A 25,183-nucleotide genomic window follows, 5' to 3' on the forward strand; every position below is an offset into this window, starting at 1 on the left:
ACCAACCGATGACGTTCCCAGATGGCCCGGCCTGCTCCTGCGGCCGACTGACTCTCACGGTGGTGGCCGCAGGTCCTGAAAAGTCTCACGGCCACGGCCACGGCCACGGCTCCAGGGATGAAGCGTGCCGGCTATCTCGCTGGCGCTGGTTGATCAACAGAACCGTGGTCGAGGAAGTGGGGGAGTGTCCGGCCATCGAAGCTCACGCCTATCGGCCGCGCTGCCGGGCTCGACGGGCAATCAGTACATCTCGGTTGGCTTCACCTCGATAGATTTCGGCAGTGACCTCGTCGTCGATCGCCGGGCGCCCGTGCAGCCGGTCCGATGCGATCCGCAGAAGCAGCAGGTCGACGGCAATGCGCACCAGCTCAGCTCGACTGGTTCCCACCTGCACGGCAAGGAGATCGAGCGAATCGCGGAGCTCGTCTTCCATGTGAAAGTTCAAGCTGGTCTCGATCAAGCGCGCCGTCCGTGCCGACCTCTCGGACAGCATCTCCGGAGTCACGATCCCGGGATCACGCAAGAGTGCGCGGATGGCAACCCGCACCACCGCACCCGTCCGGCGTTGGCCCAGCGACGACCCGACCTCTCGGAGCTGCTGCGCAGACTCCGCGGTGAACTTGACTGGGATCGGCCGGCCGATGGGAACTCGGCCCATACGTGTTTGTCGATCACTCACGCACGAAGCATCGCATCGAGATCGTGTCGACCGGAAACGGTGATCTCTGGAACATCGGCCTCATTTCCCTGGCGGCGCGGCGCGACCTGCGGGAGCCGTGACCGCGATGGCTCCACGGCGTGAAGAACGTTTCCAGCACTCGCGCGGCCGACTCCCAAACGCGGAAGGCGCCAGCTCGGCGCTCCGGTGTACGCGCGGCCACCGCGGTCAGGCCAGCCACCATCGGGACGACCACCAGCAGGATGGTCGAGATGAGCACCACCGAAATCACTACGGATATCTGCACCTCCTTGAACGTGTGCGACGACTGTAGGAGACCGATTTCCGATAGCTGGCATCTCCTGATTGACGATTGCGAACCAAACCTTGCACAGTCGGTTCCCCGCGACTGGTCCTGGCCCAGCCGTCAACACTGAGCCCTTCGGATCTATCGCCGCAGACTGTTGCGTACCATCCTCAACCAAGCGACCTGTACTCGTCGTACGGACTGGACTCACCAACGAGCAAGACGCGCGGCCGCAGTGGGAGTTCGCACAGATCTGGCGACTCACCATCGATTACCGTCTACCTATTTACTGCGAGAAAGGTCGATTATGCGGCGTTCTGGTTCGTGGGTCGGGAGCCTCTCCGTGTTGGTGGCAGCGTCAGCACTCGCTGGTTGCTCCAGTGGATCTACAGACGACTCGAGTTTTCAGTGGACTGCCGTCATCAACGGCAACTCGGACGAGATCATTAGCACCGCCGCATGCCAGTTTGCTGACCACACTCTGACCGTAGGGGACCCCGTGATCGTGTACGGGGCAGACGGAACCATCCTCGGGAAGAGCAATCTGGTGGCAGACAATGTCGACCCGAACCAGGGCCCTTACTGTGCATTCCGTGTCGAGATGGACGGCATCAAGGCGGGAGAGGCTGCCTACAAGGTAGCGATCGGTGAATATGATCCAGTCATCGCTTCGGAAGATGAAATGCGTCGCGATCCTGCGCTCTTCAGTGCGCGTTCATCGCTCGAACGACTATGGAACAACCCTCCGATAGAGGTTTCGGCGCCGATGACTGGTTCGGACGGAGGATAGCGCTCGCGCATCGCAAGGAACACCATTCCCGTTCTCAGCGTGGGTGAACCTGTAACACATCGCAGAGATGCGCGGATTCCGATTCAGAGTGCGCAACGCCATGCCACCCGCTGGACATTGAAGGTGCGGCCAGTCTGAGGGGAAGCCTCCATGTCGTTCCAAGCCCCGGCCCCGCCGCCGCCCTCGTCGTGGTGGAGTGGAGGCTGGTCACAATGGGGCTGGCCGGGATAAGGACCCTGAGTTCGTGCCGCTCTCATCCGAGACGAGATCGTCACCGACACTGAGATTCTCGGGCGAGTCAGGACCGCACCATTCAAGTCGGCCACTTCCCCTGTCGGCTCGCTTAGTTACTCTCCGCGCATGACGAAGTGCAAGCACTGCGGCAACCCGCTTTACCTGACCCTCGGCGGCAAGTGCCGCATGTGTCGTCGTCAGCCGGGGTTCTTCCGCTCGATTGCCGGCACGACCACCCTCACTCAGAGTGGGGCCGAGCGTGGCGTCCGCCGCAAGAATATGGGCGAGATTCGGCGACTCAAGGCTGAGATCGATAAGGTCGAGTGGGACGCAGCACGTGACATTGCAGCTCTCTACCAAACACCGGTTACAGACGGGCTGCACGGAATGACATGGCAGGCAGCCGAACTCCTGGCCTGCCAATGGATGAAAAAGAACGGCCACTGGGGCGCCAAGGTGACGCCCCCCGGCGCTGATGGCGGGATCGACGTCGAATCAATGACCTCCATCGCCCAGGTCAAGCACCACGCTTCGCCAGTCGGACTCGGTGAGATGCAGCGCCTGTACGGGATCGCACAGTCCACCGGCAAGAATGCCCTGTTCTTCGCCGCGTCGGGATACTCAGCCAAGGCGCTGGACTGGGCCAAGAAGCACAGGATCGAGTGCTATACATATCCACCTGTGAAGCGAGTGAAGGGTTAGAAGGACGCGCGCCATCGACTACTTTTCCGCCGATAATGCGGTGACCCCTACGAGGCAGCGATCGATCAGCGGGCAGACCTCTGAACGCTCGGCCACGGAAGGGGCATTCGGGTGTTCGGCCGCAGACCGGTCGCCTTCGCTGTAATTCGGTGAGCCGACAGTGGTTCAACCGGTACCGATCGGTGTCCGGGTCTTCTGCTAGACATCTCGGTGTGAAGAGGATCTGCATCGCGGCCGTAGTGGCCGCTCCCTTGGTGACCCTGGTCGTTCCTGCTGTGGCGGCGGCCGACCCTGCGCCGACGCTCCCGTCCGGGTACGTCACCGAGGTCGTCGACGGCGACACGATCCGGGTGCTCGACGCGGTCCGCGGCGAGGTGACCGTCCGAGTCCTCGGTATCGACACTCCGGAGACGAAGAAGCCCGGCCACACCGTCGGATGTTGGGGGCCGGAGGCGACGAACTTCGCGCGTGCCTCGCTGCAGGGCCAGTTCGTGAACCTCATCGGCGATCCGACGCAGGACGTAGTCGACCATTACGGCCGCACTCTTGCGTACGTGGTGCGGCCGGACGGGTTCAACTACAGCGTCGAAGCCGGGCGTGCGGGCGCCGCGAAGTCGTACGTGTTCGCCGACCATCCTGTCGCCCGGTACGGCGAGATCACCGCTGCCGAGGGGCAGGCCCGCACCGCGGGTGTTGGGTTGTGGGGTGCACCGTGCTTCGGTGCCACCGACTCCGTTCCCCTCGCTCCGGCTCCTGCGCCGACGCCGGTCGCACAGGCTCCCACTGGCGTCTACTTCAAGAACTGCCGTGCCGCATGGGATTCCGGTGTAGCACCGCTCTACCGCGGTGACGCCGGCTACCGCGATGCCCTCGACGGGGACAGCGACGGCAAGGCGTGCGAGGTACGCCCGAAGTAGCCACGCCCCGTTCTCCACCCTCCCCGGCGGTGCAGACCGCGAGAGCCACCGTTAAAACACTGCAAGGAGAATTCTCATGGTCAAGGCATTGCGAGCGGTCCCTCTCATCGTGGCCCTCGCGGCGTTCGGAGCCGCTGGATGCTCGTCAGATGACGCTGCGGCAACCTCGGATCCGACCTCGCTCGATGCTGTAGCAACCTCGGATCCGACCTCACTGGACGCTGCGGCGGCGGTGTGCCAGATGATCGTCGATCTGGGTGTCGGGGCGAATTGCACAGAGTCCGAGCCTGAGGGGCTCGGCATCGGTGCCGATGAGAAGTACGAGTTCGAGCTGCCGTCGGTGCCCGGCGAAAGCGGCCAAGTTCTGGTGTTCTCGGACAGCAAGATCTATGACAAAACCGTCGCTGCGTACGACGAGGTTGCATCGCTCGCCGGCCCGCACCGATACGGATCATCGAACGCCCTGGTGTTCGTCCAGATCAATGAGGGGCTCTCGGCTGCAGAGGGGCAGAAGGTCGAGCAGTTGGTCTCCGGCCTGTAGGCGGACAGTCGACGCACGGCATGGCGCTGGCCTGTTCCTCGGCGGCGATGGCCAGCCGGTTGACCGGTCCGAGTGGAGCCGAGCGCAACCGCGAAGGAGAAGCAGATGGAGGCGGGGTTGACCAGACAGAACGCGGACGACGATCGGACTCCTGAGGCGGAGGAAGCGGTTGCCGCGGGCCATCCGCGCTCGGTCGGGGAGATGCCCGCCGCACAAGCGGCCCGCCGGAAGCGTCACCAGTCGTGGACGGAGGAGATGAAACACCACTACGCGACAGCGAAAGCGCAGGCAAAACGCGAAGCGAGGGCCGCCGACGCAGCGAAGTGGACCGCATTGGAGGTTGGCGGGTACCAGCGGGACGTGTGCGGAGTGGACCTACGGTTGTGGGTCAGCGAGGACGGGAACTGGTCGATCACCTCCAAGATGGACCTCGACCAGTCGATCGCCGTTGGTAGCGCAGGGACCGTCGAGCAGGCGCAGGCCGATGCCGCGGACGCCGCGATGGATCAGGTTTCTGTGATGACCTCGGCATTAAGCCCGCGGCCACGGAAGCGGAAGAAGATCGAACCGAACGCCTCGGAGAACCTCCGAGAGACCGTGCAGGGCCTCCGCTTAGCTATCTCTGATCTCCTCCCGACCAAGCCCGCCGCCATCCGCCGGCCGAAGCGCGAGAGCAGCCAGCAATAGACGTCCAGCAGCACCACGCGGGCGGCACCCCGAGGATTGCGCTTGAAAGCGCCCAACTTGGTGTCCTGCTTGACGGATGAGTCAACGGCACTCAACTACCACGCGGCCGCCCTCAGGAGCCGTGACGTACGCCGTGCCGTTCTCGTCAACGTCCAGCACGTAGCCAGCCACGACAGCCCTCGTGGCATTGACGCCGACTTCTAAGGTTGCGTCCCCATGTAGCACCCAATCAGTTGCCGCGTACGCGACCGGATTTCGAACCTGAGCGACAGGGGACGGCAGGCCGACCATGAAAGCCATCTCCGGAGCGGGAGCGAGGTCGAATCAAACCAGATTGACTTCCCTCTTCTTGCGGACCTGCTTCTCCTCGGAGGCGAACGCCGCGCACATCGCTGGGATGAGTAATTCCCGCCCCAACCCTGATCCCGGGAATTCATACGTGATCGAGTTCGACTCTGGCCGGTCCAAGATCGCACTAACGCGGAATTGGCTCTGCTCCGGGACGGTGGGGTCAGCGGCGGCCGCGAGATGCCCGAACCGAGCCTGTGAAGATGGTGCTGACGACGTGATGCACCGTAGATGACAGTGAAGGGCCGCCGATGACGCTGACACTTGAACCGATCCTGCGCAGCGCCGGCATCGACCCTGGTGAAGCCCTGGTGATCCGGCACGCCTACGTACGTGAGCATGAGGACACCGGCCAGTCCGGCATTCACGCCGATTCCACCGACGATGAGATCTTGCGGTACACGAGCCAGCAGTCCGCCAAGTCGCAGATCTTCCCCACCGTCCCGCCCCGGTTCTGGATCGTCTTCGTCCGCGAGGGCGGCGACCGGGCCCGCCTCTGGTCGGTGGTGGAGAACCGCGGCGAAACCGAGAACGATGGACAGAGGCGCACATTCGACCTGGTCGTCACGGATCAGTTGGAGGATCTGCGGGCTCGGCTCGTCATCGGTTGGCGGTCGCCGCGTACCTGGCGGCTGACTGGCGCCACGGCCGCCGGTTACCCGGTGAAGGAAATCGCCGACGCGCAGCCGGTGCCATTCCCGGGCTTCGACCGACTTGTGCTGGACCACGTGCAGCTTCAAGCAGTGATGCGCGAGCACCGCTATGCATCGTGGCGCACCGCGCTGTCGTCGGTGGTGGGTGTCTATCTGATCACCGACACCCGCGACGGTCGCCACTACGTCGGCAAGGCCGACGGGGCGGAGAGTATCCGCCAGCGGTGGAACGCGTACGCGACCAATGGCCACGGTGGCAACGTCGAGCTGCGAAGGATCGACCCGGCCGGCTTCCGGTTCTCGCTCCTGCGGGTGTTCGACCCGGCGACGCCAACACGGGAGATCGACGAAGCGGAAAGCCATTTCAAGTTTGCGCTAGACACGCGGCGGCACGGGCTGAACCGGAACTGACTGCCGCATGGATACGAGGATGTGAGTCTGCCCGACGTGTCCTGTTTGGGGATGCCGGTGGCTGGTCTGATCCGCAACGGGTCACAGTCCGCTGGACTCCGCCAACCTCGTTGCATCTTCGGCGACTACTACCGGTACCCCAGCTCACCCGACGGGGGGGCGCTGAGCTCGCTCGCCGGGGGACGATTATCCCTCCTAGGGGTGATGACCAGGGATGCCGCGATGCCGGAGACTGGTGGCAGCAACGAACTGCTCCCCCAATCCTGCATCCTTCCGGAGGTATCCCCATGTCGAAGAACACGATCCGTTTCGCCATCGCCGCGCTCGCTGCCGGCTCCGCCCTCGCGCTGGGCGCAGGCACGGCGGCCGCAGCTCCTGTCGTGGTGGACGGGGGCATCTCGGGCGGCGGTTCTCAGGCAGGCGTCGCAGGATACGGTGGCGAGCTCGCGCCCGGCGTCGTCGGCGTCGGGGGTAACGGCGGGGTCGACGTGCCGGGCGTGATCACGGTCTACCCGGGCGTCGGCGCAGCCCCCGGCAGCCCCGGGAACGACTTCGTGGTCCAGAACGTCTTCGAGTTGGGTGGCACGCAAATTGGCCCGGTGCATCCCGTGATCATCCCGTGAGCGCGGCCCCATCCCGTCGACGGAATGGGGCCGGTGCGCCGCGACAGGAGAATCGCGCAAGCTTCCTTTGCCGTTTGCTACGGGAACCCATGGGTGTCCTGTATGACGATCCTCAACCAGCACACCCAAAACCGGTTCCGGACTCGAACTCACGCAGGGGAGAGGCAGGCAGGCGGTGTTCTGTTTACCCGTCCTGCATGTCGATCCCGGATAGGCGGCCCATGCCGCACTATGGTTCCCTCGTGACCGGAATCTTGGTGGGGTATGCCAGATGCTCGACAGCGGGGCAGGATCTGCGAGCGCAGCGCTCAGCGCTCAAACGTCTCGGCGTCGACCCGGACCGGATCTACACCGACAAGGGGTACACCGGCCGCAACCGGGACCGGCCCGGACTCCGGGAAGCGTTGGCCGCGTGCCGAGCTGGCGACCAACTGGCCGTCACAAAATTGGATCGCTTAGGAAGGTCAGCGGTGGACCTCCGCGCCATCGCCGACGAACTCGAGAAGAAGGAAGTGCTGCTGAACATCGGCGGCTCGATCCACGACCCGACGAACCCGACCGGCAAGCTATTCTTCGGACTGCTCTCATTGATGGCCGAATTCGAGTCCGACTTGATCCGAAGCCGCACTCGCGAGGGCATGGCCGAAGCGAAGAAGGCCGGACGACTCAAGGGGAAGCAGCCGAAACTGACTCCGCTGCAACGCAAGAAGCTCCTGGCCGACTACGAGACGGGCCACTACAGCGGGGCGCAGCTGATGGAGATCAGCGGCCTGTCCCGGTCCGCGATGTACGCGACATTACGTCGAGCCAGGGAGGAAGCCGCATGACAACCTCTCTCCCTTGACAACAGAAATTCGGGCTCTGTGGTGATCGGCTCCGGTGGCCCGGTGGGTCATATCCGTCTCAGTTCTAAGATGTGGAACACCCCGCGGCGTCCGTATGACGCCCCTTCGCCGGGCACTTTTGCGGGCGGGTCTTACCGGAATCCGCAGGTAAGGCGCTAGCTGCCGAAACCTACCGTCGCCCGATCGCGGCGCGGGTGTGCGGTGGGGGTTGCCCGATTGAGATGGCTGGCGCACGGCTAGGGTCCCGGTAGTAATCGCCGAATTTTGGGCGGATTTGAAGGCTCGCCGCGAGCCTGCTGGCGGAAACCGTGGGCCGTGGTCAATACCGCTGCGCACCATAGGCTGACATCACCTAGCGACAAATCTACCCTGACCAGCATTTACGCTGCATTTTCCGCCGATACTACGGCGACCCCTAGTTGTCGGTGCCCGCCCCTACACTTCGCGTATGGGCGAGAGGGGAGTGTCTCAGGAGTCGATCGTCGACGCCGCGGAGATGATCGCGGAGAAGCTCGACGTGCTCCTCGAACGCGCCACCGACGCCGTGCTCGGGGCACCTCGGGCGGGATCTCAGCAATGGCGGCAGGACTGGGACTCACGCGAATCGGCCGCCGGCCGCGCTGCCGCCGAGCAGCGAGCGAGAGTGAAAGCGGAGATCGCGGCCCTCGCCCTCTGCCACACTGCGCCCGCGCGACAGGTTCCTCGTCCGCGCAGGGGCGGCTCTGTCGTAGGCCCGGCGAGTCAACAACTCGCGATTTGGTAGAGACGGTAGGCGTAGCCGTTGCGGAACCTCACCACCCGAACAGTTCGGTCGCCCGGTGGTCTACTTCGACGACCGATGGTCGGCGGGCTGCGATGTCGGCCCATGTCCTCGGCTGGTCAACAATCGGGTTAGCGGTCCTTATCGGAAGTCATAATCCTCATCCATACCGCTAGAAAGCCAAATTTCCTCAGCGCCAGCGAAGCTGGACTCGGGGTGGGAGTCGTCCTCGTCCCCCCATGACGACCCGTCGGCTAGGTGGTCCTCACCCTCCATGCACCGGCACGGAAACACCTGCTGCGCGACTACTTGTCCATTGACGACCTCATTAACAATACGATCGTGTGCTGGTCCAGTTGGCATGTTGTGATGATACGAACTTCTGGACACTTAGAGTGTCAAGCTCCCAACTACGCTGGTAAACCGCCTTAACCAGGAAGAGGCCAAACTTCCGTGCGTCTCAGGTGCCCCTACTGTCGCCCAGAGGCCGCCAGGTATGGTGTGAGCGTTCAGTCCTTTCGTATGGGTCTCACCTTCGTAAGAGTTCTGGGCACTGCCCCTGCTGGTGTTCACGCACAGGCAGGGGCTTTCTCATGCGCCCATGTCGCTGAGGACGTATCCCAGCTCCACACCGGGGAGTGCATCGAAAGTTGTTCCCGTAGTAGGATTTCGACCACCTATTTTGGGATCAACTTATGAGACGGTGTGAGCTGGGACGAAGCAGCCCCGCTGCCCGTCGGCGGGCGACCGTCTCACAATCAAACAACTGGGACATGAATGGCGTCTCGGGCACCACTCAGCGGCTCAATGTGCGCAAGCAGTCGGCGGTGGATAGCGCCGGACTCTCAGAGCCGGTGCTGGGCGGCGGCACGTATCCGACAGGCCATTTGGTTTCGTCGGTGTATTTCAGATCTCGGAGGACTGCCGCTGCGTCAACCTCCCCGCCGAGGGTTGTACCGCCCTCAAGGTGGGTGTTCGTGAGGTCGGCCTCGACCAAGTTTGCGCCCGTTAGGTCGGAGCCCCCTAGGTTCGCGCTCTCTAGGGTTGCGCCAAGCAGAACGACGCCTTTCATGTCCACATTCCGAACGGTCGCCCACTGTAGGTTCGCAAGCATCAGGTCCGCGTATCTCAGATGCGCGCCGGTGAAGTTGGCGAAAGACAGGTCTGCCGCACCCATTGATGCACAGGAGAGGTCGGCACCGTCGAGCTGTGCGAAGAACAGCTTGGATCCCGATAGATCGGCGCCCGCGAATGCACCGTGGAGGCGCACATTGCTGAGGCAGGACCTGTTGAGATCCGGAGGATTCGGGCCGTCCTTTGACGTGTCTCGTCGTCCGATGACGGTTACGGCTGCCTGAACGTCCTCCGCGATCGGCTGTGGAATTGGGCCTGCGATGTGCGGCCAGGGGTTATCGGTAGGGGTGATTGTCGGTGTCGCGCACTCGGGTGCGTTCACAGGCGGTGTCATGGTTCGGACATACGCGCCCAAGACTTCGATGATCGTCGGTTGATCCTGCGGCGAGTCTCGAGCTAACCGTTCCAGGGCGTAGATTCCGCCGAGTCGTACCGACATGCTTTCGTTTCCCAGGCTTTCGACCGACCGACTGAACCGATCGGTGATCTGTCCTTGCTCGGATAGGCCGTACTGGTTCTCGGTCGAACGAAGCGATTGAGCGCTGAACCATAGGGCCGCAACCGCGGCAATGGCAGTGGCGATCGATCCGACCTTCGGCCAGCCGGACCACTCAAAGAATCCGGCGACAATACGCACTGCGCGGCCGGTTCGCGACGATTCCGGCCGCATCGGCTGAGCAGCCTCGGGTGGCTGCGGTCCATGAGACTCGGCATCACTACTTGCCATAACATCACCCGATACAGAATGTTAGTACGGCAACCAGGTCGAACGTGCTCGAAGTCCGCATCAGGGGTTGGCGCCCTTTGTCCGACCGCTGTCCGTGCACGATCCGGCGAGGGCAGTGTGGCGTAGACCGCAACACAATTCGAGCTACCTCGTCGAAGACTGTCAGGTTGAAGTCCTCAGCCCTTCTTGACACCTGTCATCCCGGGTCAATGACGCCACCTTGACGGATCCGGAGCATGGGCGGAATTCCAAGCGTCACACGAGATCGAGCATGAACACCGTCCCAAAGCCAAGGTTGTGGGACGATCGCGGGTGCCGGGCTGGGCCGTGAGAGATATCCCAGATGATCGAGCACCTCATCACGGAAGGATTGCCCCCACCTCAGTTGACTCGTGAGATGGGGGCTGCCCTCAGCACCGTCTTATCGGTGACAACTCGAGAACGGTCGCTTCAGCTCTTGTCATGTTCAGAGAGCCTCGAAATTCGGATCCGGGGATTGATCTCCGGTCAGCTGTCCGATCCGTCCCGTGTGGTCCACGATCCAACGGGCCGGCTTCTTTGAATGAGTCACCAACTCAGTCATGACCCAACCGTCCGAATTAGGGTCGGCCCGGTATTTGGTCGGTTCAGCGGCGGGATGCTTGACATCGGCAAAGAACGCTCGGGCTTCCCGCTCTCCCATCGGCGGCAAATGTGGGTTGCGGTCCTTGTTCGCCGTCGGCCACACCACGCCCGCATCGGCTAGCTGGTCTCGCGTGATCATCTCCTCCATGAGGATCCGGTCGAGAAGGTCTTGCTGAGAGGGTTCCAGTGCGACGAGCTGGGTTAGAACGCTCAGAAGCTCGCTGAGCTCGTTGGACCACTCACTCGGCCAGATCGTGACGTTGATCGCGTCGAGAGCTGACTTGCGCTTGCTCGGTGCTTTCTCGCCTGTGACTGAATGCCCCGGCTTGGCGGCATGCCGGTACCCGAACCAGGAGTCGATCACGTTCCGTCCACCCACGGTGTATCCGCGTACAGCCGGTGAGACGTTTCCCCACTGTCCCTTGCCGATATGCAGGGTCTGAGCATCCTCGTCGTACCGGATCGTTTCGGGCATGACTTTGCCGACAGACTCGTCATAGCTGGGGCGAATGTTGGACGCGAGTGATTCACGGACGTCCTTGCATCCCTCGGGGTGCGCTCCGCCTGCGCCGTACGTATGTAGCCATACCACCTGCCTTCCAAGTTCGACGGCTTCGGCCCACAGCTCGGGGTCCATGGTGATCGGTACCCGGATTCCCGGGGTATTCAGTTCGTCGTCGAACTGTTCCGTGTAGGCAGGGTGGGAAACCACGCCGGCAACGTAGTAAGTGACGTCTTCCCCGTTGACATCGATGCCGAGTTTCTCGCGAAGCTCGTGGAGAAGCCCGGGTGCGAGGTTGGCGGTGCCATCAGGGTGAAGCATCGGCAGAACTCGGCCGCCTTCGCTTCCCTTGAAGAAGTTCATATCGGGCACTAGCGCAGAAAAGCTGACACCGGGGCCTTTGCCCGGGTGGATCGAGTGCGGCTCGAAACAGTACACCTGACCACGAATTCTTCCGTGCCACAAGCTAACTGACTGCTGGTGCAGCAACCTACTGTCAGCGATCAAGTACTGACGATCAAACGATCTGTATCCGACCCGAACGATCTTCGGATCAGGGATCATCACGACGTCGCGGAACTTGTTCTGCGTCTCGGACTCAGTGTCCATGCCCGGCAACGGCTTCTTGATCTTGTCGAGATTCGCATCGCGACTCTCTTTGAACAGGGCTGACTTCTTCTCAGCGTCGTCCTCGTAGACAACGGCTCGGAGGCGTTCTTCGATGATGCTTCGGTTCGGTCCGTAGACCCAGGTTCGGTTCGGCATCACACCCGGCGACACCCACGGGATCAGATCGCTAAGGGCAGGATGTTCGTCCCACACGCCGGCCGCAGCAGGTGTGAACGGTGCGGTCCAATCCGTGCGCGCGAGACGCCACCGTTCATCTGTGAACGCGAGTTCGTTGAGCTGTTTGTACTTCTCTTCGCGTGTCCCGTGAATGCTGATGTACCGGATCTCTGCAGGCACGTCTTCAAGTGTTCCTGCCGTGCGCGCGAACAACGCGATCACGACGGGAGTCTCGATATTGAAGATGGTGTTCTTGGCCGGGGGCCTCTTACCTTCCGGGGATACATTGATGATCCACCCGTGGGATGCCTTGCGCCGCAGGTAGTCGCGCATTCCCCTGAACCCAGGTCCGGTGAGATATCCGGCCGCGGTGATGTAGCAGACGACGCCGTTGCCGCCGTCACGAACAGAGGGACGGTCGGTGGATTCGAACACCTTCCACGTCGACCATCGCCAGAACCAGACGTACAGGTTGTTCAGGTGCCACTCGTGAAGCCCATTGCCTGGATGCCGAAACGCGTCGATCGGGGTTTTGTGGGTGTTCGCGTCCATGCCATTGGCGATCCATCCGCCCAGTTCAACTGGGGTATCTCGGAGATAGGGAGGGTTGCCGATGCTGACTTGAACGTTCAGTTCACGCTTCATCTTGTTGGCCTTGAGGCGTTGCTGGGCGATCAGCCTCATCGTGTACGAGAGTTGGCTATCGCTGCCGCTGTCAGGGTCCTCGAGGGTGTCGGCGACGTACATGTTCATGCCGCCTTCAGGCAGCGAGGCGCCGGCTGTCTTCATCGCTTCGCTCAGGCGCAGTTCCGCCACTGAAAACGGTCCGGACTGCAATTCGATGCCGTACAGGCGTGAGGCCATGTTGGAAACTGCCTCCGGCCGTGCGCCCTTCCCATACTCAGCTTCGGCGGCGGCTCCGACGTGTCTCAGGACACCCAGCGGGTAGGTGCCTGTGCCCATCGAACTGTCAACCACAGTGACATGTGGGTTGCGGAATCCGTCGCGCTTGCCGAAGTGCTGTTTGAGTACGTCGTCAGTGAGGCGGGTCATGAAATCTACTACCTCGACCGGGGTGTAGTACGAGCCCGTCTTCTTTCGCTTCTCAGGGTCGTAGACGCTCAGGAAGTGCTCGTACAGGTGGAGGTAGACGTCTTCTTTGCCGCCCGCGACCTTGTCCCACTGGACCGCAGAAAGAGTTCGAGCGATCATCTCGATCGCGGTGCCGGCGGGTGTCTTGTTGATGTGTTCGGTGAGCAGGTTCAGCGCCATGCCCATGAGGGTGTGGTGGTTTTCGAGCTTTTTAGACACTTCGTTCAGCGTGGATGAGCCGACATCGATGCCGTCGCTGACTGCCAGCATGAGTGCGAACACCACGGTTTGCGCGAATCCGTCGGCGAACTCTTCGTCCTTGGCATGGGGGAAAAGCATTGCGCGCCAGTCTTTTGCCAATCCAAGGAAGGGCTGGACTTCTTTGTCGGCGCCGGCCTTGACCGCTCGACGCTCAGCGGTCATCGCCAACTTGACCTCTTCGCGCAGCATTCGTGCGAGCGGTGCAAGGGTGTCGACCAGCTTCGCGACGGAGGTGATGGGGACTGGCTTCCAACGCAGGAAGCCTGAAAGGATCAGTTCCAGGCTGCCTGGCGCCGTCAGTCGGCCTCGCGTGTTCACTAGCGAGGGTGTGTGCAGTCGGATCGGCTGGTCGACGAGTTCACCGTATCGCCACAAGCGCCACTCGATACCGTTGGTGTGCAGCAGGTTAGGAAGCTCCTTCAGTCGCTGCCACTGCCTGTAGTTGTGAGTGCTCTTGCCGTAGGTGCTCGGGTCGAGGGATACGTCGGGGGCCTTCAACTCGATGAACCCGGTCAGTACCCCGTCAACGATGACCCCGAAGTCCGGCCGGACGACCCCGTCCAAAGACACCTCGTCATGGGTGGTTATCCGCATTCCGGCTGCGTTGCCGAAGTCAGTGATGAACTGTGCGACAGGGCCTGACAGCTGGGCTTCTCTTTCTCCTGGTCCCGACAACTTTGTCTTTGTGTCGGAACCAAATTTGGCTACTAGGTCGGCAAGAACCGTCGAGTCGACTGCCATCATTTCCCCATCTTCAATCTGTTCGGGAGGTAGGTCCGCCTCGCCGTTAGGTGATTCTGCCTGGCGCCAGGGCTGCCGCGCGGGCTTGCCCCGCGGCTTACATGGAGGAAGGCAAGGTAGAAGCTAGCCAGTGACGTTGGCGCGGGGTCCGTCAGGGCTTCGGCTAGGTCGGGTATTCCCACGTCAAGCGGGCTGGATGAGATCGAGTGGCCTGTGTGGATGGGCTGCCGTGGTGCCGTAGGGCTCCACGATCCGGAACACGACCATCACCTTCTCCCCACAGTCCGGCCACACCAACGCCGCTGCCGTGGATCCGCGGGAGTGCATAGGCATCGTGGAGGGGGGAGAGATGACCTCGACCAGGTGAACACCTGACATAAGAGCCGTTACCGGCGGCAAAACCGTGACGGACCGGTTCGGGTAGCCCCAGTAGAGTGGGCCGGTGTCGTGCCCGGAAATCGCCGATCTTGTCCGACGGGGCGGCTACGGTCCGGTGCATGCACGACAACGACAGCGTCGATTCCCTGGTGGCGGCGGTCCGGGACCTTGATCCGCAACCACGCGAACGCCGGTGGGTGAGCGCGACCTTCTGCGTCCTCGATGCCGTCCATAGCATCGGTGCGCACTACGACAATCACGTCGTTCCGGTCGTCGAGCGGGTCGCCGCAGACTTCGGGATCGACTCGCCGGCGGTCCCGATGTCGGTCCCGGAGTCCGACGACCCCATGCCGCTCGATGCCTTCCTCGACCGCTACCCCAGCACCGACGCGCTGCTGGCGACGACGAAGAACCGGCAGAACACCTCAACTCGCGGCGGGATCCGCAAGGCCGACGCCACCCTGCGGTACGCGGCGATCCTGCGCGACTACGGTGTCCAGACGATTCAGGACGCCCGCGCCGTGCTGACGGACCTCCCGCGGCTCGACGCGGTCGAGACAGCACTGCGGGCGGTGCCCGGCGAGGGCAGCTCCGGTGTCCGCCGCGGCTACCTGTGGATGCTGATCGGGGACCAGCAGACCGTCAAACCCGACCGGATGGTGCTGCGCTGGCTCGCCCGCCACGGCGCGGCGGTCACCGCCGATACGGCCCGCACCCTGCTCGAGGATATCGCGCGACAGCTGAGCGCAACCACGGGTCGGCAGGTCTCGCCCTGGGAGGTCGACCACGCCGTCTGGCGTGCAGCGCGGGCCGAGTCGGGGGCGGTAGCGCCTGCCGGCACGAGTTGAGCCGATGTTCGGGGGAGTGGCGGGCGGGCGCGAATCGGCAACCGGCCGGGATGATCGTTCAGTACCCACCCTTGTGCTGGGGACAGAAGGTTGATGCTGCTGCCGAGACGATGGTGAGCGCTTGCCGGTAGGTAATGGTTCCAGCGTCTGCGTACTGCTCGGCGAGGCCGAGTTTCGCCGTCTGCTTGTCGAGTCCTTGGTTCGTAGCGATGGTGAGTGATTCACAGGCGGTCTTGCCCAACTCGATGACGCCTTCGCGCGAGCCGTACTGGATTCCTTCTCGGTCGATGGCGACCATGTACGCGGATTCGGCTGCCTGGGTGCTGATCTCGGATTCGGTGAACCCGGTGGCTTCTCGCATCGCTGCGTTCTGTCCTTCGGTCGCAGCAGGGGGCTTGTCCTGGGTGTCCGGCCAGCCGAGCAGGATTGCGACCGCGATCGCGGCTGCGACGAGACCACCAATCACCGTGACGCGTGCGGCCGTGACACGTTCGCGCTTAGGCTCTTCCGGGGTCATCGCCGCACGCTTCCGCGGTTCCGCGTCCTTTTTGGCCTGGTTGCGCCGCTCTGCCTCGCGTAGATCACGCGCACTCCATGCCGCTGCAGCGGTCGGTACGTTGCGTGCACAGTCACGGCAATAGCCACCAATCACGCTGACGACGCGGCCGCAGCCTTCACATCCCATGCAAGTTCCTGTCCTGTCGCACCGTCCCACCGGCTACTGGACGGGCCGAGTGCTTGACGAACGCGTTGTGGGTATCGATTCGGACATCCTGCCGCGCAGGCAAAGTGTTACGTGGTCGGTGTCGTAACTTCCCCCGCCCAGCGGAATCCGACAGTTGACTGCCACGTCACCCGCGCCGGCGGCGACCTCGAGCTCAACGGCCGCGCTCGACCCCTGAACGGCGGAGCACCGCTACCGGATGCTCCCGGGTGGAGGCCGCCGACCTGGGGAGATGTCATAGTCGCTCCTATCGGCCGTCACCTGGGACGTCTCACCCGAATCCCGCACCACCCCCGGGGGACTACACCCGTCGACACGAACGAGCCGGACGGGTCCCTCCTGACCCGACCACCGATAGGTTGTGCACATGCCCCTAGCGAACGCGATCTCGCAGACGGAGAGCGCTGCAGATCGACAGCTACGCCACCTTCGCGAGCGAGCATTCCTCACGAACGCAGTGTGCAGCGAAGTCCAGGCATCCGACGGCGACTACGCCTCGCAACAGGTGAGAACAGCGGTCTGCATGTTCCAGCGGTGGATCACTGACGAGTTCGGCTTGCCGGATGGCGAGCACATCCGATTCGGCCACGGCCTTGACGAACTCGACGATGACACCGGAGCCGCGGACACGATCCGGGAGATCCACGCCGGCGCCGCCGTGTGTCAGGACGTTCAACTGTTCTGGTGGGCCGACTCCTCCATGGAAACGGCTCGCGACGCAAAAAACGTGGGTGAGTCCCTTGCCGCATACTTCTCGACCCGCTCCGTCAGCGAGCGCTGACCTCCGACGTGCCTCCTGGTCGGCTCGCCTCCGGCGGGAGTGATCAGAAGCGAAACCGCGGGACCTGACCAGGCGAGACGCCGTGGTCCCTGCAGTTGGCGGTGAAACCGGCCGGTCGGAGGGTGGCCGTAGGGTGCCGGTCGTGGACAGCACCGAGATCACCGTCGCGACCTGGAACACCGCCTGGGCGCCGACCGCCGGACGGCGGGCACGGCGTCGACGCCGGCGACGACTGGGGCTACGGCCTGCCGCGGGACCGCCGCAAGGTGCTGTTGCGCTCCAGCTGGCCGCTCACCGATGTCGACCGGTTCACCACCGGTGGGGGAGCCGGGCGGGTGGTGACTGCGCTGACTGCCGTACCTGCCGGGCCGATCCGGATCCTGGCCGTCTGCATTCCGTGGACCAGCGCGCACGTGAGTACCGGACGGCGAGACGCCACGGTGTGGTCCGAGCACCTCGGCTGTCTCGACCAGCTCGAGGAGCACGGTTTGACCAGGGGGTCCCGACGGTGGTCGCCGGGGACTTCAACCAGCGTGTCCCGCGGGTCCGGCAACCCGAGCGGGTGGCCGACCGGCTTGCCGAGGTGATGGGCCGGTGGACGATCCACACGGCCGGCCACGTTGAGCACGGTCCGCTGATCGACCACGTCGCCTCCGACCTGACATGCGCCGGATTGCGGACCTGGCCAGGGCATTCCGCCGACCTCACGCTCAGCGATCATCCCGGGGTGGTGTGCCGGCTGGTGTAGGCAGGGAGGTCGGTCTGCCACCAGGGGAGATGTCATATCAGCTGCTATCGGCACCCGGCCTCCCCGTCAGTTGTCAGCGATCCCGTTCTGTAGTTGCTGGATTTCTTCCGATAGTTTCTTTGCGCGTCTACTGCCATTACAAATGTTCGCTAGTAGAATTGATGCGCTGATAATGCCTAGGGTAAAGATGGCGAGGTTGCCGGCGCAGGAGGCTGCCGAAAGCAGAATTGCAGCGACATTGGACGCTAACATGACCGCGCCGAGTACGTAATACTGGATCTTCCACTGCGCGCCAGCGTCTTTCCCCACGCGGTCCCTGTTGTATCCCGGTAGCGAGGGAATGTCATCCGGGAGGTAGATCTCGAGCTTGGCCATGAACTCGACGAGCGCGAAGATGTAGAGGTCCTGCGCAAGGATCAATAATGCCGTAGCGAGTGACAGTGCAGGGATCGCCCACACTATCCAGGTGACGTCAGCATGTTCGCTTGCTAGGCCGAGAAGTGCGCCGTCAAGGGTAAGGAAACCAGCAACTATTGCGACCTTCGCCGTCATCCGGGCAGTGGTCTCAGTGCTCGCTGCCGCAAATCTCGCATCGATGCTCAGGCCGTCCATGATCTAAGGATTAGGCACGACTCTCAATCGTGGAGGGTTTTCATCCTCACCGACACCGGTTCGTGCCTGCCACATCATCGGCCCTCGGGTCAAGAACGTGGACCTGGACCATCAGCTCGCCGACCAGACTCCACTGCTGCGACGGAATCGCCTGGGCGACTTCGGCGGCCTGCGGCCACGGCGGCCCCCACCCACCGGGTGGGGCCGGGACCTGCCACCGTGGCCGCCCACCCGAGCGTATCGAGCAGGTCCTGCAACACGCGGGTGCCGGCATTGTGCTCGCGGGTGCTCAGCGAGTCCATGAGGTCGGCGGCCACCACGGCCATCGGCACCGCGCCGCCGGTGCGGGCGGTATGCGGGTCGGAGATCACCCGCAGCGTCACGTCACCACCCAGGTCGGGGACCAGGCCGAAGGCGTCGACGACCGCCTCGACGTGCGTGTCGAGGAGGTAGCCGTCGAAACCACCGTGGTGGCCGGTCGTCAGCTCGAACCTCGCCGCCATCTGCGGGTCCGTGTCGAGCGCGGAGGCGCCACCGGCGACCAGCAACGATCTGGCCATCTCGGTGCCCCACCCGCGCATCCGAAGGATGCGGGTCGAGCGGCGACGAGCGAGGTAGGCGACCTCCTCGGCGGTCGAGCGATGCAACCGCTCTATCAACCGAGCCTGGTGCGCTCCCGGGATCCAGTCCACCGAGAGGCCGGACAGCAGCGTCAACGCTGCCCACGCCGCCTGCTCACTCCAGGGACGGCCCCGACGGCGGCTCATCTGCGCGCACCGGTGCACCGACGCCGCATCGAGCAGCAGCGCTCGACCCACCCGGCGAGTCACCACGACATCACCGGCCTGCGCGAGCCGCTCGACCTGCCGCTGGCTCACCCCCAGCGCGGTGGCCGCATCCACCGCCGACATCTCACGCATAAATATATGGTCGTATTAGAGACCATATATTTGCAAGGCTGGGTCTTAGTCGGCGCCCCGCGTCACGAGGCGCCGGTTCAGTTGTGTCGAAAAAGCCCCTTGAGCAGGATCTTTGTTCCCAAATCCGGTATGATGAACAAGGCGCGCACTTCGGCGTATCGCCATTGCTGAGGGGACGAGGGTGGCAGCTCGGATTGGGGATCAGATGACCGGCATAGAGGAACGCGAGCGGCGCACCGTCGAAGAGGCGATCGAGTTCGCGACCGCAGGCGTCCGCTTGTCCGGCGGCACCGTCACCGAGGCAGACAAGTCCGCCGCACGGCGCGTGCTGATCGGCACCAGCACCGCACAGGAAGAGCTGGCCGACTACCTTCGGGAGCTGCGGGGCTAACCGAGTGCCATCACGAACTTCAAAGTTTCGTTCCTGGGATGACTACTACATCCCAGGAACGACTGTTCTGCAGAACAAACTACTGGTCAATGCGGCGCAGCCGTACGGAATCACCGACCCGGACATGCTGCGTAAAGCCGAGGAACGCGCGAGCCTGATCCGCATGGCCGAGCTGGCCCGCGATCCGCTTCCCGGCCTTTTCGACTACGCCCATATGAAGGACATTCACCGGACACTGTTCCAGGACGTATATGACTGGGCTGGGCAGGAACGCACCGGCCCCGATCGCCAGATGACGAAAAGCGGACCCGACGTTGTGAACTTCGCACCGGGCGACCCGAGAGCGCCGATGGTGAACTACGGCTACTACCCGGCACAGGGCATCGCGGAGGCCGCGAACGCCCAATTCCGACGATTGGCGGCCGAGGACCTTCTACGCGGTCACGGTCGCCAAGAGTTTATCGCCAGGCTTGCCGACCACTGGGGCGAGATCAACACCATCCACAGCTTCCGGGAGGGAAACACCCGGACACAGTTTGTGTTCTTCTCTGAACTGGCAGCACAGGCCGGGTACAAGCTCGACACGGCGCAATTCGCCGAGGGGGCCCCGTTGCGGCAGGAGTTTGTCGGCGCCAGGTTCTACAACCAAGCCACCACCCGCACAGATCGGCTGGTCACAGTGCTGGACAAGGCAATCAGCGAGATTGGCCGGCCGGGGTCGACCGTCGCGAACGCGGGCTATGACCTCGATGCCCTGCGCGCAGCCACATTCGGACACCCGCGCCGACTCCGGTCGCTGCGCCGTGGCGAAGCCACGCCCACCAGGGAATCAGAGGAGACACACAACCCCGCGGCGCTGCGCAACCGCGAAAGCGGATACGAGGTCTGAGCCTCAGAGGAGGACGTCCCGGCAGCCATGTGTCGGCAGGTCACGGCACACTGACGGCATGCAGACCCCGCCCCCCGTGACCCCGCTCGATCCGGCTGGCACTATCGCCGCGCTCAGCGCCACCAGTCATACGCTCGATGACCTGTCGACGCTGCCAGCCGAGGCGGGTCTGTATGGTGGGCAGATCCCGAGGTGTTCCCGCAGCTCCCTGGCCCCACGCACCCCACCAGCGCCGAAGTGCGGCTGCTCTACGTCGGTCTCGCCACGAACCTACGGAGGCGGATCAACAGCAACCACCTGCGCCGCAGTGGATCATCCACCCTGCGGCGAACCCTCGCCGGGCTGCTGCTCGACACCGAGGGCTACCGGACGCGACGCACCGACCGCGTCGTGATCGTCGATGAGGACGAGATTCGCCTGACGGCATGGATGCACTCCAATCTGTGGGTGTCGTGGTGCCTGCACCCGACACCGGCCGCGGTCGAGGCGGCCGTGATCGGCCAATGGGCGCCGCCGCTCAACGTGTCCCACGCCAGTGGGCCCGCCCGCGTCATCATCGAGGCCGCACGCGCGGCCTATGCCTCCAGCGCCTGACCATCCGACGAGTGCGCCTGGAGATAAGGGTCCGGCCTTGCGTCAGGCATAACCTGACATAAGGTGGGTTATCGGTAATGGTTATCAGGATTGCGCAAACGGGTATCTATCGCCAGCCTGGCGCCTGACGCTTTGATGGCAGAATCGAATCTATGTTCGATCATTGGCGGGCAGCGTTCGCTCCGGCGCCGTACCGCGTCGTAGATCCGCCGGTGCCTGTCATCGTCAATGTCTCACTTGCGATCGGCCAGTCCGGTGGGCGGCCGGCGAACAACCTCCCTCTCCGCGTTCGCGCTGAGGGGCTCAGCGTTGACGTCGAGGTGCTCGGTCATGTGCACGGCTGGGCCAGGACCAGCCGTGGAAGCTGGCTATGTAAGGTTCGATTCGCGATACCGACGGGCAACAACCGCGGCTACCTCGAGGTCGACCAGTGGTGTCCCGCGGCCGCAGTCCGACCGAGTCGCTGACCGAAGGTAAGCGTTGTTCGGCGTCTTGCCCGAGAGCCGGCAATAGTGTTGTCGAGATGAGCAGCGATGGAGGGACTCCTAGAACGGTGAAGGTCCCACGCGGAGTTTGGTTCTGGGGCCCGGCGGGGACGCTCGTCGCAGTGTTGTTGTTGTGGGCTGGGACGCAAGTTTCGAGAGCCAGTGGCCAGGACGTGGACTGGTACACCGGCTTTGGTCAATGGTTGGGTGCGCTGGGGAGCCTGCTCGCTGCCGGTGCGGCGTTGTGGATCGCAACGACTGACCGACGTCGTACCGACCTCCAGCGAAAGGCAGACCAAGATGCGCAGGATGGCGATCTCGCTAGGGAAGCTGGCCTCGTGCGGGTTGCGATCTTTCCCCCACGAGCGGAAAGGTCTCTGAAGCCTTCCGATGAGGCCCCAGGGATCAGCGTGAGGAACTGGAGAAGGTCACCGTTGTTCGATCTGCGCCTGGAAAGCATAGTCGTCCAGGGTGAAACAATTCTGGCGCCAGGAATTGGCTACTTCAAATTTCCGCTTAAGGAGGCGAGCTGGGGCGAATTCGGTGTCGAGACTCTGGCGCGCAAAGTAATTGACTCTGGAGACCTCCTGAGCATTTTCCCCGAGGCCGCCACTGTGGAAGGCCGCGCCACACACGGTCCTCCCGAACTGCGTAAACAGAAGGCAGAGCATGTGGTTCTTCGGTATACCGACGACACCGGGCGACGGTGGGAGGTCGACAGTGTCAGCCACATAGCCCGCAGGGTGTGCTGATCCGATCCGCGCCACGCAGTACAGAGTGGGTAGTTACAGCTCGGGCCCCGCATCGCGGCCGGGCGGATCGAGTTCAGGACCTGAGGTTTCCGGTCCGTCCACGGACTCGCTGGCGCGACTGACCTTGCCGAGCCGCTTGGGGAACGCCGCGCCGGCCGCGCGTAGACCTCCGAGGACTGCCGAATCGACGCTAGGTGCACTCGCATCCCCGGCCGCGGCGAGGGTGTCCGGTGCCTGCCACGTCAGCTGCAGGTCGCTCCCAGCGGTCCGTTCGTGGCGTTCGATGTGGTCAGCGCCGCGGTCGACGGCCTTGGTGCGATACAGGTCGTACCGGGTGACCGAGGGGGATTCCTCGCTGACTTCGCGGGCGTTGACCTCGGTGACGGACTTTCCGTGCAGCGGCTTGCCGTCATGGTTCCGAAGGTCGGTGAACAGACCGTCGACGGCGGCGCGAGGTATCCAGCGGCCTCCCATCTGTGCACCGGGGTTGCCTGGGTCGGCTGCGGCCGCCAGGAATCCTTGACGCCATCGGGAGACGATGCGCTCGGCCGCGACTTCCTGCGGCGCTTCCACGTCCACGATCTGAATGCTGTAGCCAGCCGCCGTCAGCCGGTCGACGAGTTCCTGCGCCCACGGCTTCCAGGCCATCGTGCCGTCGATGATCAGGTTGTCTCCGCGGCCGATCACGTCTCTCGCGGCGGTCGCGAACAGCTCGGTCGATTCGTGATGGACGAGCGCGGACAGCTCGTTCGGGTAGAAGTAGCCCTGCTGGTCCGACACTCGGAGGTTCTCAGGCAGCATCTCTTGGAGCGAGCCATCGGTGATGGCGGCCTCGAGTAGATACCCCTTGAACACGTCGGAATCGAGTTCGCGCCAGTGGGTTCGGTCGCCGCCGCTGAACAGGCTCTCGTGCGCACTGGACTTGCCGGCGCCCGGTGGGCCGGCCATTAGGATCGCCGACCGATTGGCTTGCACGTCGGGCTGGGACCTGAGCCAGCGCCGAAGAATCTCGTCGTGCAGCCGCACCCTTGTGGGCGTCGGGACCGCTTCTCCGTCGACCTTCTGGAAGTACCGGCGATCGTTGATCGTCGCGTGGGGTGCGTTCGGCGTCAGTGGGCCGCCGTCTTCCGACAGCGAGGCGAGCCAGGCGCGGCGGGCCTCGATTTGCTCAGGAGTCACGGGTCAGTCGGCCAGAGCGTTGAGCACGGCGTCGTAGTCCTCATCTGCGAGGAGCCCGTCCCTGAGGGCGCGGCCAACCTGGTTATTGAACCCGCCCTCCCTGATCGGCCGGACGTCATTGGCGTAGGGGAAGGGGTTGGGAGCGCCCGGCTTCTCGTATGCCCACTCGATCAGCTCGCGACGGACCGTGGCGCTGTCGATCTCCCCCGCCGCGTATCGGGCGGCGATCTCGTACGCGGTCCCACCGTGCGTGCCGGGCCGAACGTCCGGGGCCTCAAAGCGCGCACGCTTGAGGAGGTCGCTGATCGTCGGCTGGCTCACGTTCTCGACCTCAGCAAGAGCGACCTGGGTCAGTCCCGACTCGTAGAGCTGGCGCAGGTGCCGCAGGTAGTTGATCCGCGCCACCTTCTCGCGGGCCTTGTCGCGCGCGAGCTCGCGGTAGAGCTGCTGCTGATCGCGATCCATATCCATGATGGTCGTCATCTTCTCCCCCTTGCTATATAGGAAAGCTTATACCCGCAGGTAAGAAAGGTAAAGAGTCGCCCCCGAGGGCATGTTGAGTACGCGAGGGAAGGCTCCGCGGATCAGATCTCGTAGCCCGCGCCGCGGTCGTGTGTAATCGCCGGGGCGGGCTGCGTATGAGCCGGCGTCTCGCTGCCGGCCCCGCTGGAGTTGCCAAGCATCCGACCCACCGGCCGCGCGTGCCCAGCGGTCGCCGCCTGCAACGCGCTGGTGTGGGCGCCCCAGCCGCTCGTGCTGACCGTTTGCTGGCCGACCTTCTCTACCGTCGCCGACCAGGACCGGTCACCGTCCGTGCTGTAAGTCCACTGGTCCGTGCGGCGGTAGCCGTGATTGACGAGTGCCTGGTCGGCCGTATCGAGGTTCCACTGAGTCGGCGGAGCCATCAGGTTGAACTTCCACGGCTGCTGAGTGTCAGTCTCGGCGGCGCTGAGGCGGACGTAGTTCGATTCCTGGGCATCCTCAGAGACCGTGGCCTTAATGGGCTGTGCCATGTGACTTCTTCCCTCCCCTGACTTCTCGTCCCCTGGACGATCATGTCGAGACGCCTCCCCGACGTCCGCGAAACACCCTAGCGGCCGACCCGGACGGCCCGCATCACCTAGCGAGCCGCCACGCGGTGGTGGCCGGTGCGCTAGGCCCGCCCGACTACTCCAGAGTGGGCCGCCGCTGGCGAACCGTCTCGAGGACGCTCAGTCGCTCCTGCTCCGTCAGCAGCGACGTCAATGGCGAGAGGTTCCTCATCTCCGCACCGATCTCATCGGGCGCAAGAACGACGCTGCGAATGAGGTCGAGGTCATCGCTCTGGATCAGCTGCTCCCACCGGGCGACGCAGTCCAACATGGTCTTTCCCTGGACGTGGCCGCGGATCTTCCGCAGCGAGTTGCGCACCTGGGCGGTGTCCACCGACAGGTGTTCGCGCTCGATCTTCTCCAGCACGACGGTCTGGATGAGCTTCTGTCGAACCGCCTTGCGCGTTGTATCCGGCATCCCAGCTCCCCTCAATTCTCACCCAACGCT

Annotated in this window: 27 protein-coding genes; 16 read left to right on the forward strand and 11 right to left on the reverse strand. The window is 63.7% G+C overall.

Annotated elements, in window-relative coordinates; translation table 11 throughout:
- Positions 1 to 208 precede the first annotated feature (208 nt).
- Together ACFXMV_RS21515 and ACFXMV_RS21520 are read right to left on the reverse strand one after the other, a co-directional pair.
- Positions 209 to 679: a hypothetical protein gene (locus ACFXMV_RS21515; RefSeq protein ID WP_378503557.1), complete on the reverse strand. Its 471-nt coding sequence runs from the start codon at positions 677 to 679 to the stop codon at positions 209 to 211.
- Positions 672 to 941 carry a hypothetical protein gene (locus ACFXMV_RS21520; protein ID WP_378503558.1) on the reverse strand — a complete coding sequence of 90 codons (270 nt, stop codon included), beginning with the start codon at positions 939 to 941 and terminating at the stop codon, positions 672 to 674. The genes ACFXMV_RS21515 and ACFXMV_RS21520 overlap by 8 nt, the downstream gene beginning before the upstream one ends.
- A gap of 367 nt (positions 942 to 1,308) precedes the next feature.
- On the opposite strand from ACFXMV_RS21520, the gene ACFXMV_RS21525 reads away from it, so the two are divergent.
- The 9 genes from ACFXMV_RS21525 to ACFXMV_RS21565 all read left to right on the forward strand — a co-directional run bounded on the left by ACFXMV_RS21525 (position 1,309) and on the right by ACFXMV_RS21565 (position 8,479).
- Complete coding sequence (locus tag ACFXMV_RS21525) at positions 1,309 to 1,755, forward strand: hypothetical protein (RefSeq protein ID WP_378503559.1); 447 nt, start codon at positions 1,309 to 1,311, stop codon at positions 1,753 to 1,755.
- A gap of 360 nt (positions 1,756 to 2,115) precedes the next feature.
- Entirely contained in the window at positions 2,116 to 2,691 is a 576-nt protein-coding gene (locus tag ACFXMV_RS21530) for a restriction endonuclease (RefSeq protein ID WP_378503560.1), read from the forward strand.
- 239 nt (positions 2,692 to 2,930) lie between these two features.
- The gene (locus ACFXMV_RS21535) at positions 2,931 to 3,608 is read left to right on the forward strand and encodes a thermonuclease family protein (protein ID WP_378503561.1); all 678 of its coding nucleotides are present in this window, start codon (positions 2,931 to 2,933) and stop codon (positions 3,606 to 3,608) included.
- 76 nt (positions 3,609 to 3,684) lie between these two features.
- Positions 3,685 to 4,149, forward strand: coding sequence for a hypothetical protein (locus ACFXMV_RS21540; RefSeq protein WP_378503562.1), 465 nt, complete (start codon positions 3,685 to 3,687; stop codon positions 4,147 to 4,149).
- A 105-nt stretch (positions 4,150 to 4,254) separates the two neighbouring features.
- The gene (locus tag ACFXMV_RS21545) at positions 4,255 to 4,836 is read left to right on the forward strand and encodes a hypothetical protein (protein ID WP_378503563.1); all 582 of its coding nucleotides are present in this window, start codon (positions 4,255 to 4,257) and stop codon (positions 4,834 to 4,836) included.
- Between the two features lie 599 nt (positions 4,837 to 5,435).
- On the forward strand, positions 5,436 to 6,248 hold the full coding sequence (locus tag ACFXMV_RS21550; protein WP_378503564.1) for a GIY-YIG nuclease family protein: 813 nt from the start codon (positions 5,436 to 5,438) through the stop codon (positions 6,246 to 6,248).
- A gap of 287 nt (positions 6,249 to 6,535) precedes the next feature.
- Positions 6,536 to 6,871 (forward strand): hypothetical protein, encoded by a 336-nt coding sequence (locus ACFXMV_RS21555; protein WP_378503565.1) that lies wholly within the window; start codon positions 6,536 to 6,538, stop codon positions 6,869 to 6,871.
- A 242-nt stretch (positions 6,872 to 7,113) separates the two neighbouring features.
- On the forward strand, positions 7,114 to 7,698 hold the full coding sequence (locus tag ACFXMV_RS21560; protein WP_378503566.1) for a recombinase family protein: 585 nt from the start codon (positions 7,114 to 7,116) through the stop codon (positions 7,696 to 7,698).
- A gap of 466 nt (positions 7,699 to 8,164) precedes the next feature.
- Positions 8,165 to 8,479 (forward strand): hypothetical protein, encoded by a 315-nt coding sequence (locus tag ACFXMV_RS21565; RefSeq protein ID WP_378503567.1) that lies wholly within the window; start codon positions 8,165 to 8,167, stop codon positions 8,477 to 8,479.
- Positions 8,480 to 9,272: 793 nt separating this feature from the next.
- On the opposite strand, the gene ACFXMV_RS21570 is transcribed toward ACFXMV_RS21565, so the two are convergent.
- Both ACFXMV_RS21570 and ACFXMV_RS21575 read right to left on the reverse strand, forming a co-directional pair.
- Positions 9,273 to 10,337: a pentapeptide repeat-containing protein gene (locus ACFXMV_RS21570; RefSeq protein ID WP_378503568.1), complete on the reverse strand. Its 1,065-nt coding sequence runs from the start codon at positions 10,335 to 10,337 to the stop codon at positions 9,273 to 9,275.
- Positions 10,338 to 10,803: 466 nt separating this feature from the next.
- Positions 10,804 to 14,346: a type ISP restriction/modification enzyme gene (locus ACFXMV_RS21575; protein WP_378503569.1), complete on the reverse strand. Its 3,543-nt coding sequence runs from the start codon at positions 14,344 to 14,346 to the stop codon at positions 10,804 to 10,806.
- Between the two features lie 494 nt (positions 14,347 to 14,840).
- Between ACFXMV_RS21575 and ACFXMV_RS21580 the strand changes: the two genes are divergently transcribed.
- Positions 14,841 to 15,569: a hypothetical protein gene (locus ACFXMV_RS21580; protein WP_378503570.1), complete on the forward strand. Its 729-nt coding sequence runs from the start codon at positions 14,841 to 14,843 to the stop codon at positions 15,567 to 15,569.
- A 58-nt stretch (positions 15,570 to 15,627) separates the two neighbouring features.
- On the opposite strand, the gene ACFXMV_RS21585 is transcribed toward ACFXMV_RS21580, so the two are convergent.
- Positions 15,628 to 16,254, reverse strand: coding sequence for a DUF732 domain-containing protein (locus tag ACFXMV_RS21585; protein WP_378503571.1), 627 nt, complete (start codon positions 16,252 to 16,254; stop codon positions 15,628 to 15,630).
- A gap of 406 nt (positions 16,255 to 16,660) precedes the next feature.
- Here ACFXMV_RS21585 and ACFXMV_RS21590 point away from each other — a divergent pair, with 406 nt between their 5' ends.
- Together ACFXMV_RS21590 and ACFXMV_RS21595 are read left to right on the forward strand one after the other, a co-directional pair.
- Positions 16,661 to 17,074 carry a hypothetical protein gene (locus ACFXMV_RS21590; protein WP_378503572.1) on the forward strand — a complete coding sequence of 138 codons (414 nt, stop codon included), beginning with the start codon at positions 16,661 to 16,663 and terminating at the stop codon, positions 17,072 to 17,074.
- A 508-nt stretch (positions 17,075 to 17,582) separates the two neighbouring features.
- A complete protein-coding gene (locus ACFXMV_RS21595) occupies positions 17,583 to 17,822 on the forward strand; it encodes a hypothetical protein (protein ID WP_378503573.1) in 240 nt (79 codons plus the stop codon).
- A 66-nt stretch (positions 17,823 to 17,888) separates the two neighbouring features.
- On the opposite strand, the gene ACFXMV_RS21600 is transcribed toward ACFXMV_RS21595, so the two are convergent.
- Together ACFXMV_RS21600 and ACFXMV_RS21605 are read right to left on the reverse strand one after the other, a co-directional pair.
- Complete coding sequence (locus ACFXMV_RS21600) at positions 17,889 to 18,434, reverse strand: hypothetical protein (protein ID WP_378503574.1); 546 nt, start codon at positions 18,432 to 18,434, stop codon at positions 17,889 to 17,891.
- 89 nt (positions 18,435 to 18,523) lie between these two features.
- Positions 18,524 to 19,354 carry a hypothetical protein gene (locus ACFXMV_RS21605; protein ID WP_378503575.1) on the reverse strand — a complete coding sequence of 277 codons (831 nt, stop codon included), beginning with the start codon at positions 19,352 to 19,354 and terminating at the stop codon, positions 18,524 to 18,526.
- A 205-nt stretch (positions 19,355 to 19,559) separates the two neighbouring features.
- Between ACFXMV_RS21605 and ACFXMV_RS21610 the strand changes: the two genes are divergently transcribed.
- From ACFXMV_RS21610 to ACFXMV_RS21625, 4 genes are all read left to right on the forward strand, one after another.
- Positions 19,560 to 19,745 carry a hypothetical protein gene (locus ACFXMV_RS21610; protein WP_378503576.1) on the forward strand — a complete coding sequence of 62 codons (186 nt, stop codon included), beginning with the start codon at positions 19,560 to 19,562 and terminating at the stop codon, positions 19,743 to 19,745.
- A 4-nt stretch (positions 19,746 to 19,749) separates the two neighbouring features.
- Entirely contained in the window at positions 19,750 to 20,634 is an 885-nt protein-coding gene (locus ACFXMV_RS21615) for a Fic/DOC family protein (protein WP_378503577.1), read from the forward strand.
- 192 nt (positions 20,635 to 20,826) lie between these two features.
- The gene (locus ACFXMV_RS21620) at positions 20,827 to 21,228 is read left to right on the forward strand and encodes a GIY-YIG nuclease family protein (RefSeq protein WP_378503578.1); all 402 of its coding nucleotides are present in this window, start codon (positions 20,827 to 20,829) and stop codon (positions 21,226 to 21,228) included.
- Positions 21,229 to 21,886: 658 nt separating this feature from the next.
- Positions 21,887 to 22,465 carry a hypothetical protein gene (locus ACFXMV_RS21625; protein WP_378503579.1) on the forward strand — a complete coding sequence of 193 codons (579 nt, stop codon included), beginning with the start codon at positions 21,887 to 21,889 and terminating at the stop codon, positions 22,463 to 22,465.
- 33 nt (positions 22,466 to 22,498) lie between these two features.
- On the opposite strand, the gene ACFXMV_RS21630 is transcribed toward ACFXMV_RS21625, so the two are convergent.
- The 4 genes from ACFXMV_RS21630 to ACFXMV_RS21645 all read right to left on the reverse strand — a co-directional run bounded on the left by ACFXMV_RS21630 (position 22,499) and on the right by ACFXMV_RS21645 (position 25,153).
- Positions 22,499 to 23,644, reverse strand: a complete 1,146-nt coding sequence (locus ACFXMV_RS21630; RefSeq protein ID WP_378503580.1) for a zeta toxin family protein — start codon at positions 23,642 to 23,644, stop codon at positions 22,499 to 22,501.
- 3 nt (positions 23,645 to 23,647) lie between these two features.
- Positions 23,648 to 24,127, reverse strand: a complete 480-nt coding sequence (locus tag ACFXMV_RS21635; protein ID WP_378503581.1) for a hypothetical protein — start codon at positions 24,125 to 24,127, stop codon at positions 23,648 to 23,650.
- A gap of 101 nt (positions 24,128 to 24,228) precedes the next feature.
- Positions 24,229 to 24,657 carry a hypothetical protein gene (locus ACFXMV_RS21640; RefSeq protein ID WP_378503582.1) on the reverse strand — a complete coding sequence of 143 codons (429 nt, stop codon included), beginning with the start codon at positions 24,655 to 24,657 and terminating at the stop codon, positions 24,229 to 24,231.
- A gap of 154 nt (positions 24,658 to 24,811) precedes the next feature.
- Positions 24,812 to 25,153, reverse strand: a complete 342-nt coding sequence (locus tag ACFXMV_RS21645) for a hypothetical protein (protein WP_378503583.1) — start codon at positions 25,151 to 25,153, stop codon at positions 24,812 to 24,814.
- Positions 25,154 to 25,183: the final 30 nt, after the last annotated feature.

It is taken from the genome of Rhodococcus sp. NPDC059179 (genome assembly GCF_042754885.1).
Classification (GTDB): Bacteria; Actinomycetota; Actinomycetes; order Mycobacteriales; family Mycobacteriaceae; genus Rhodococcus_G.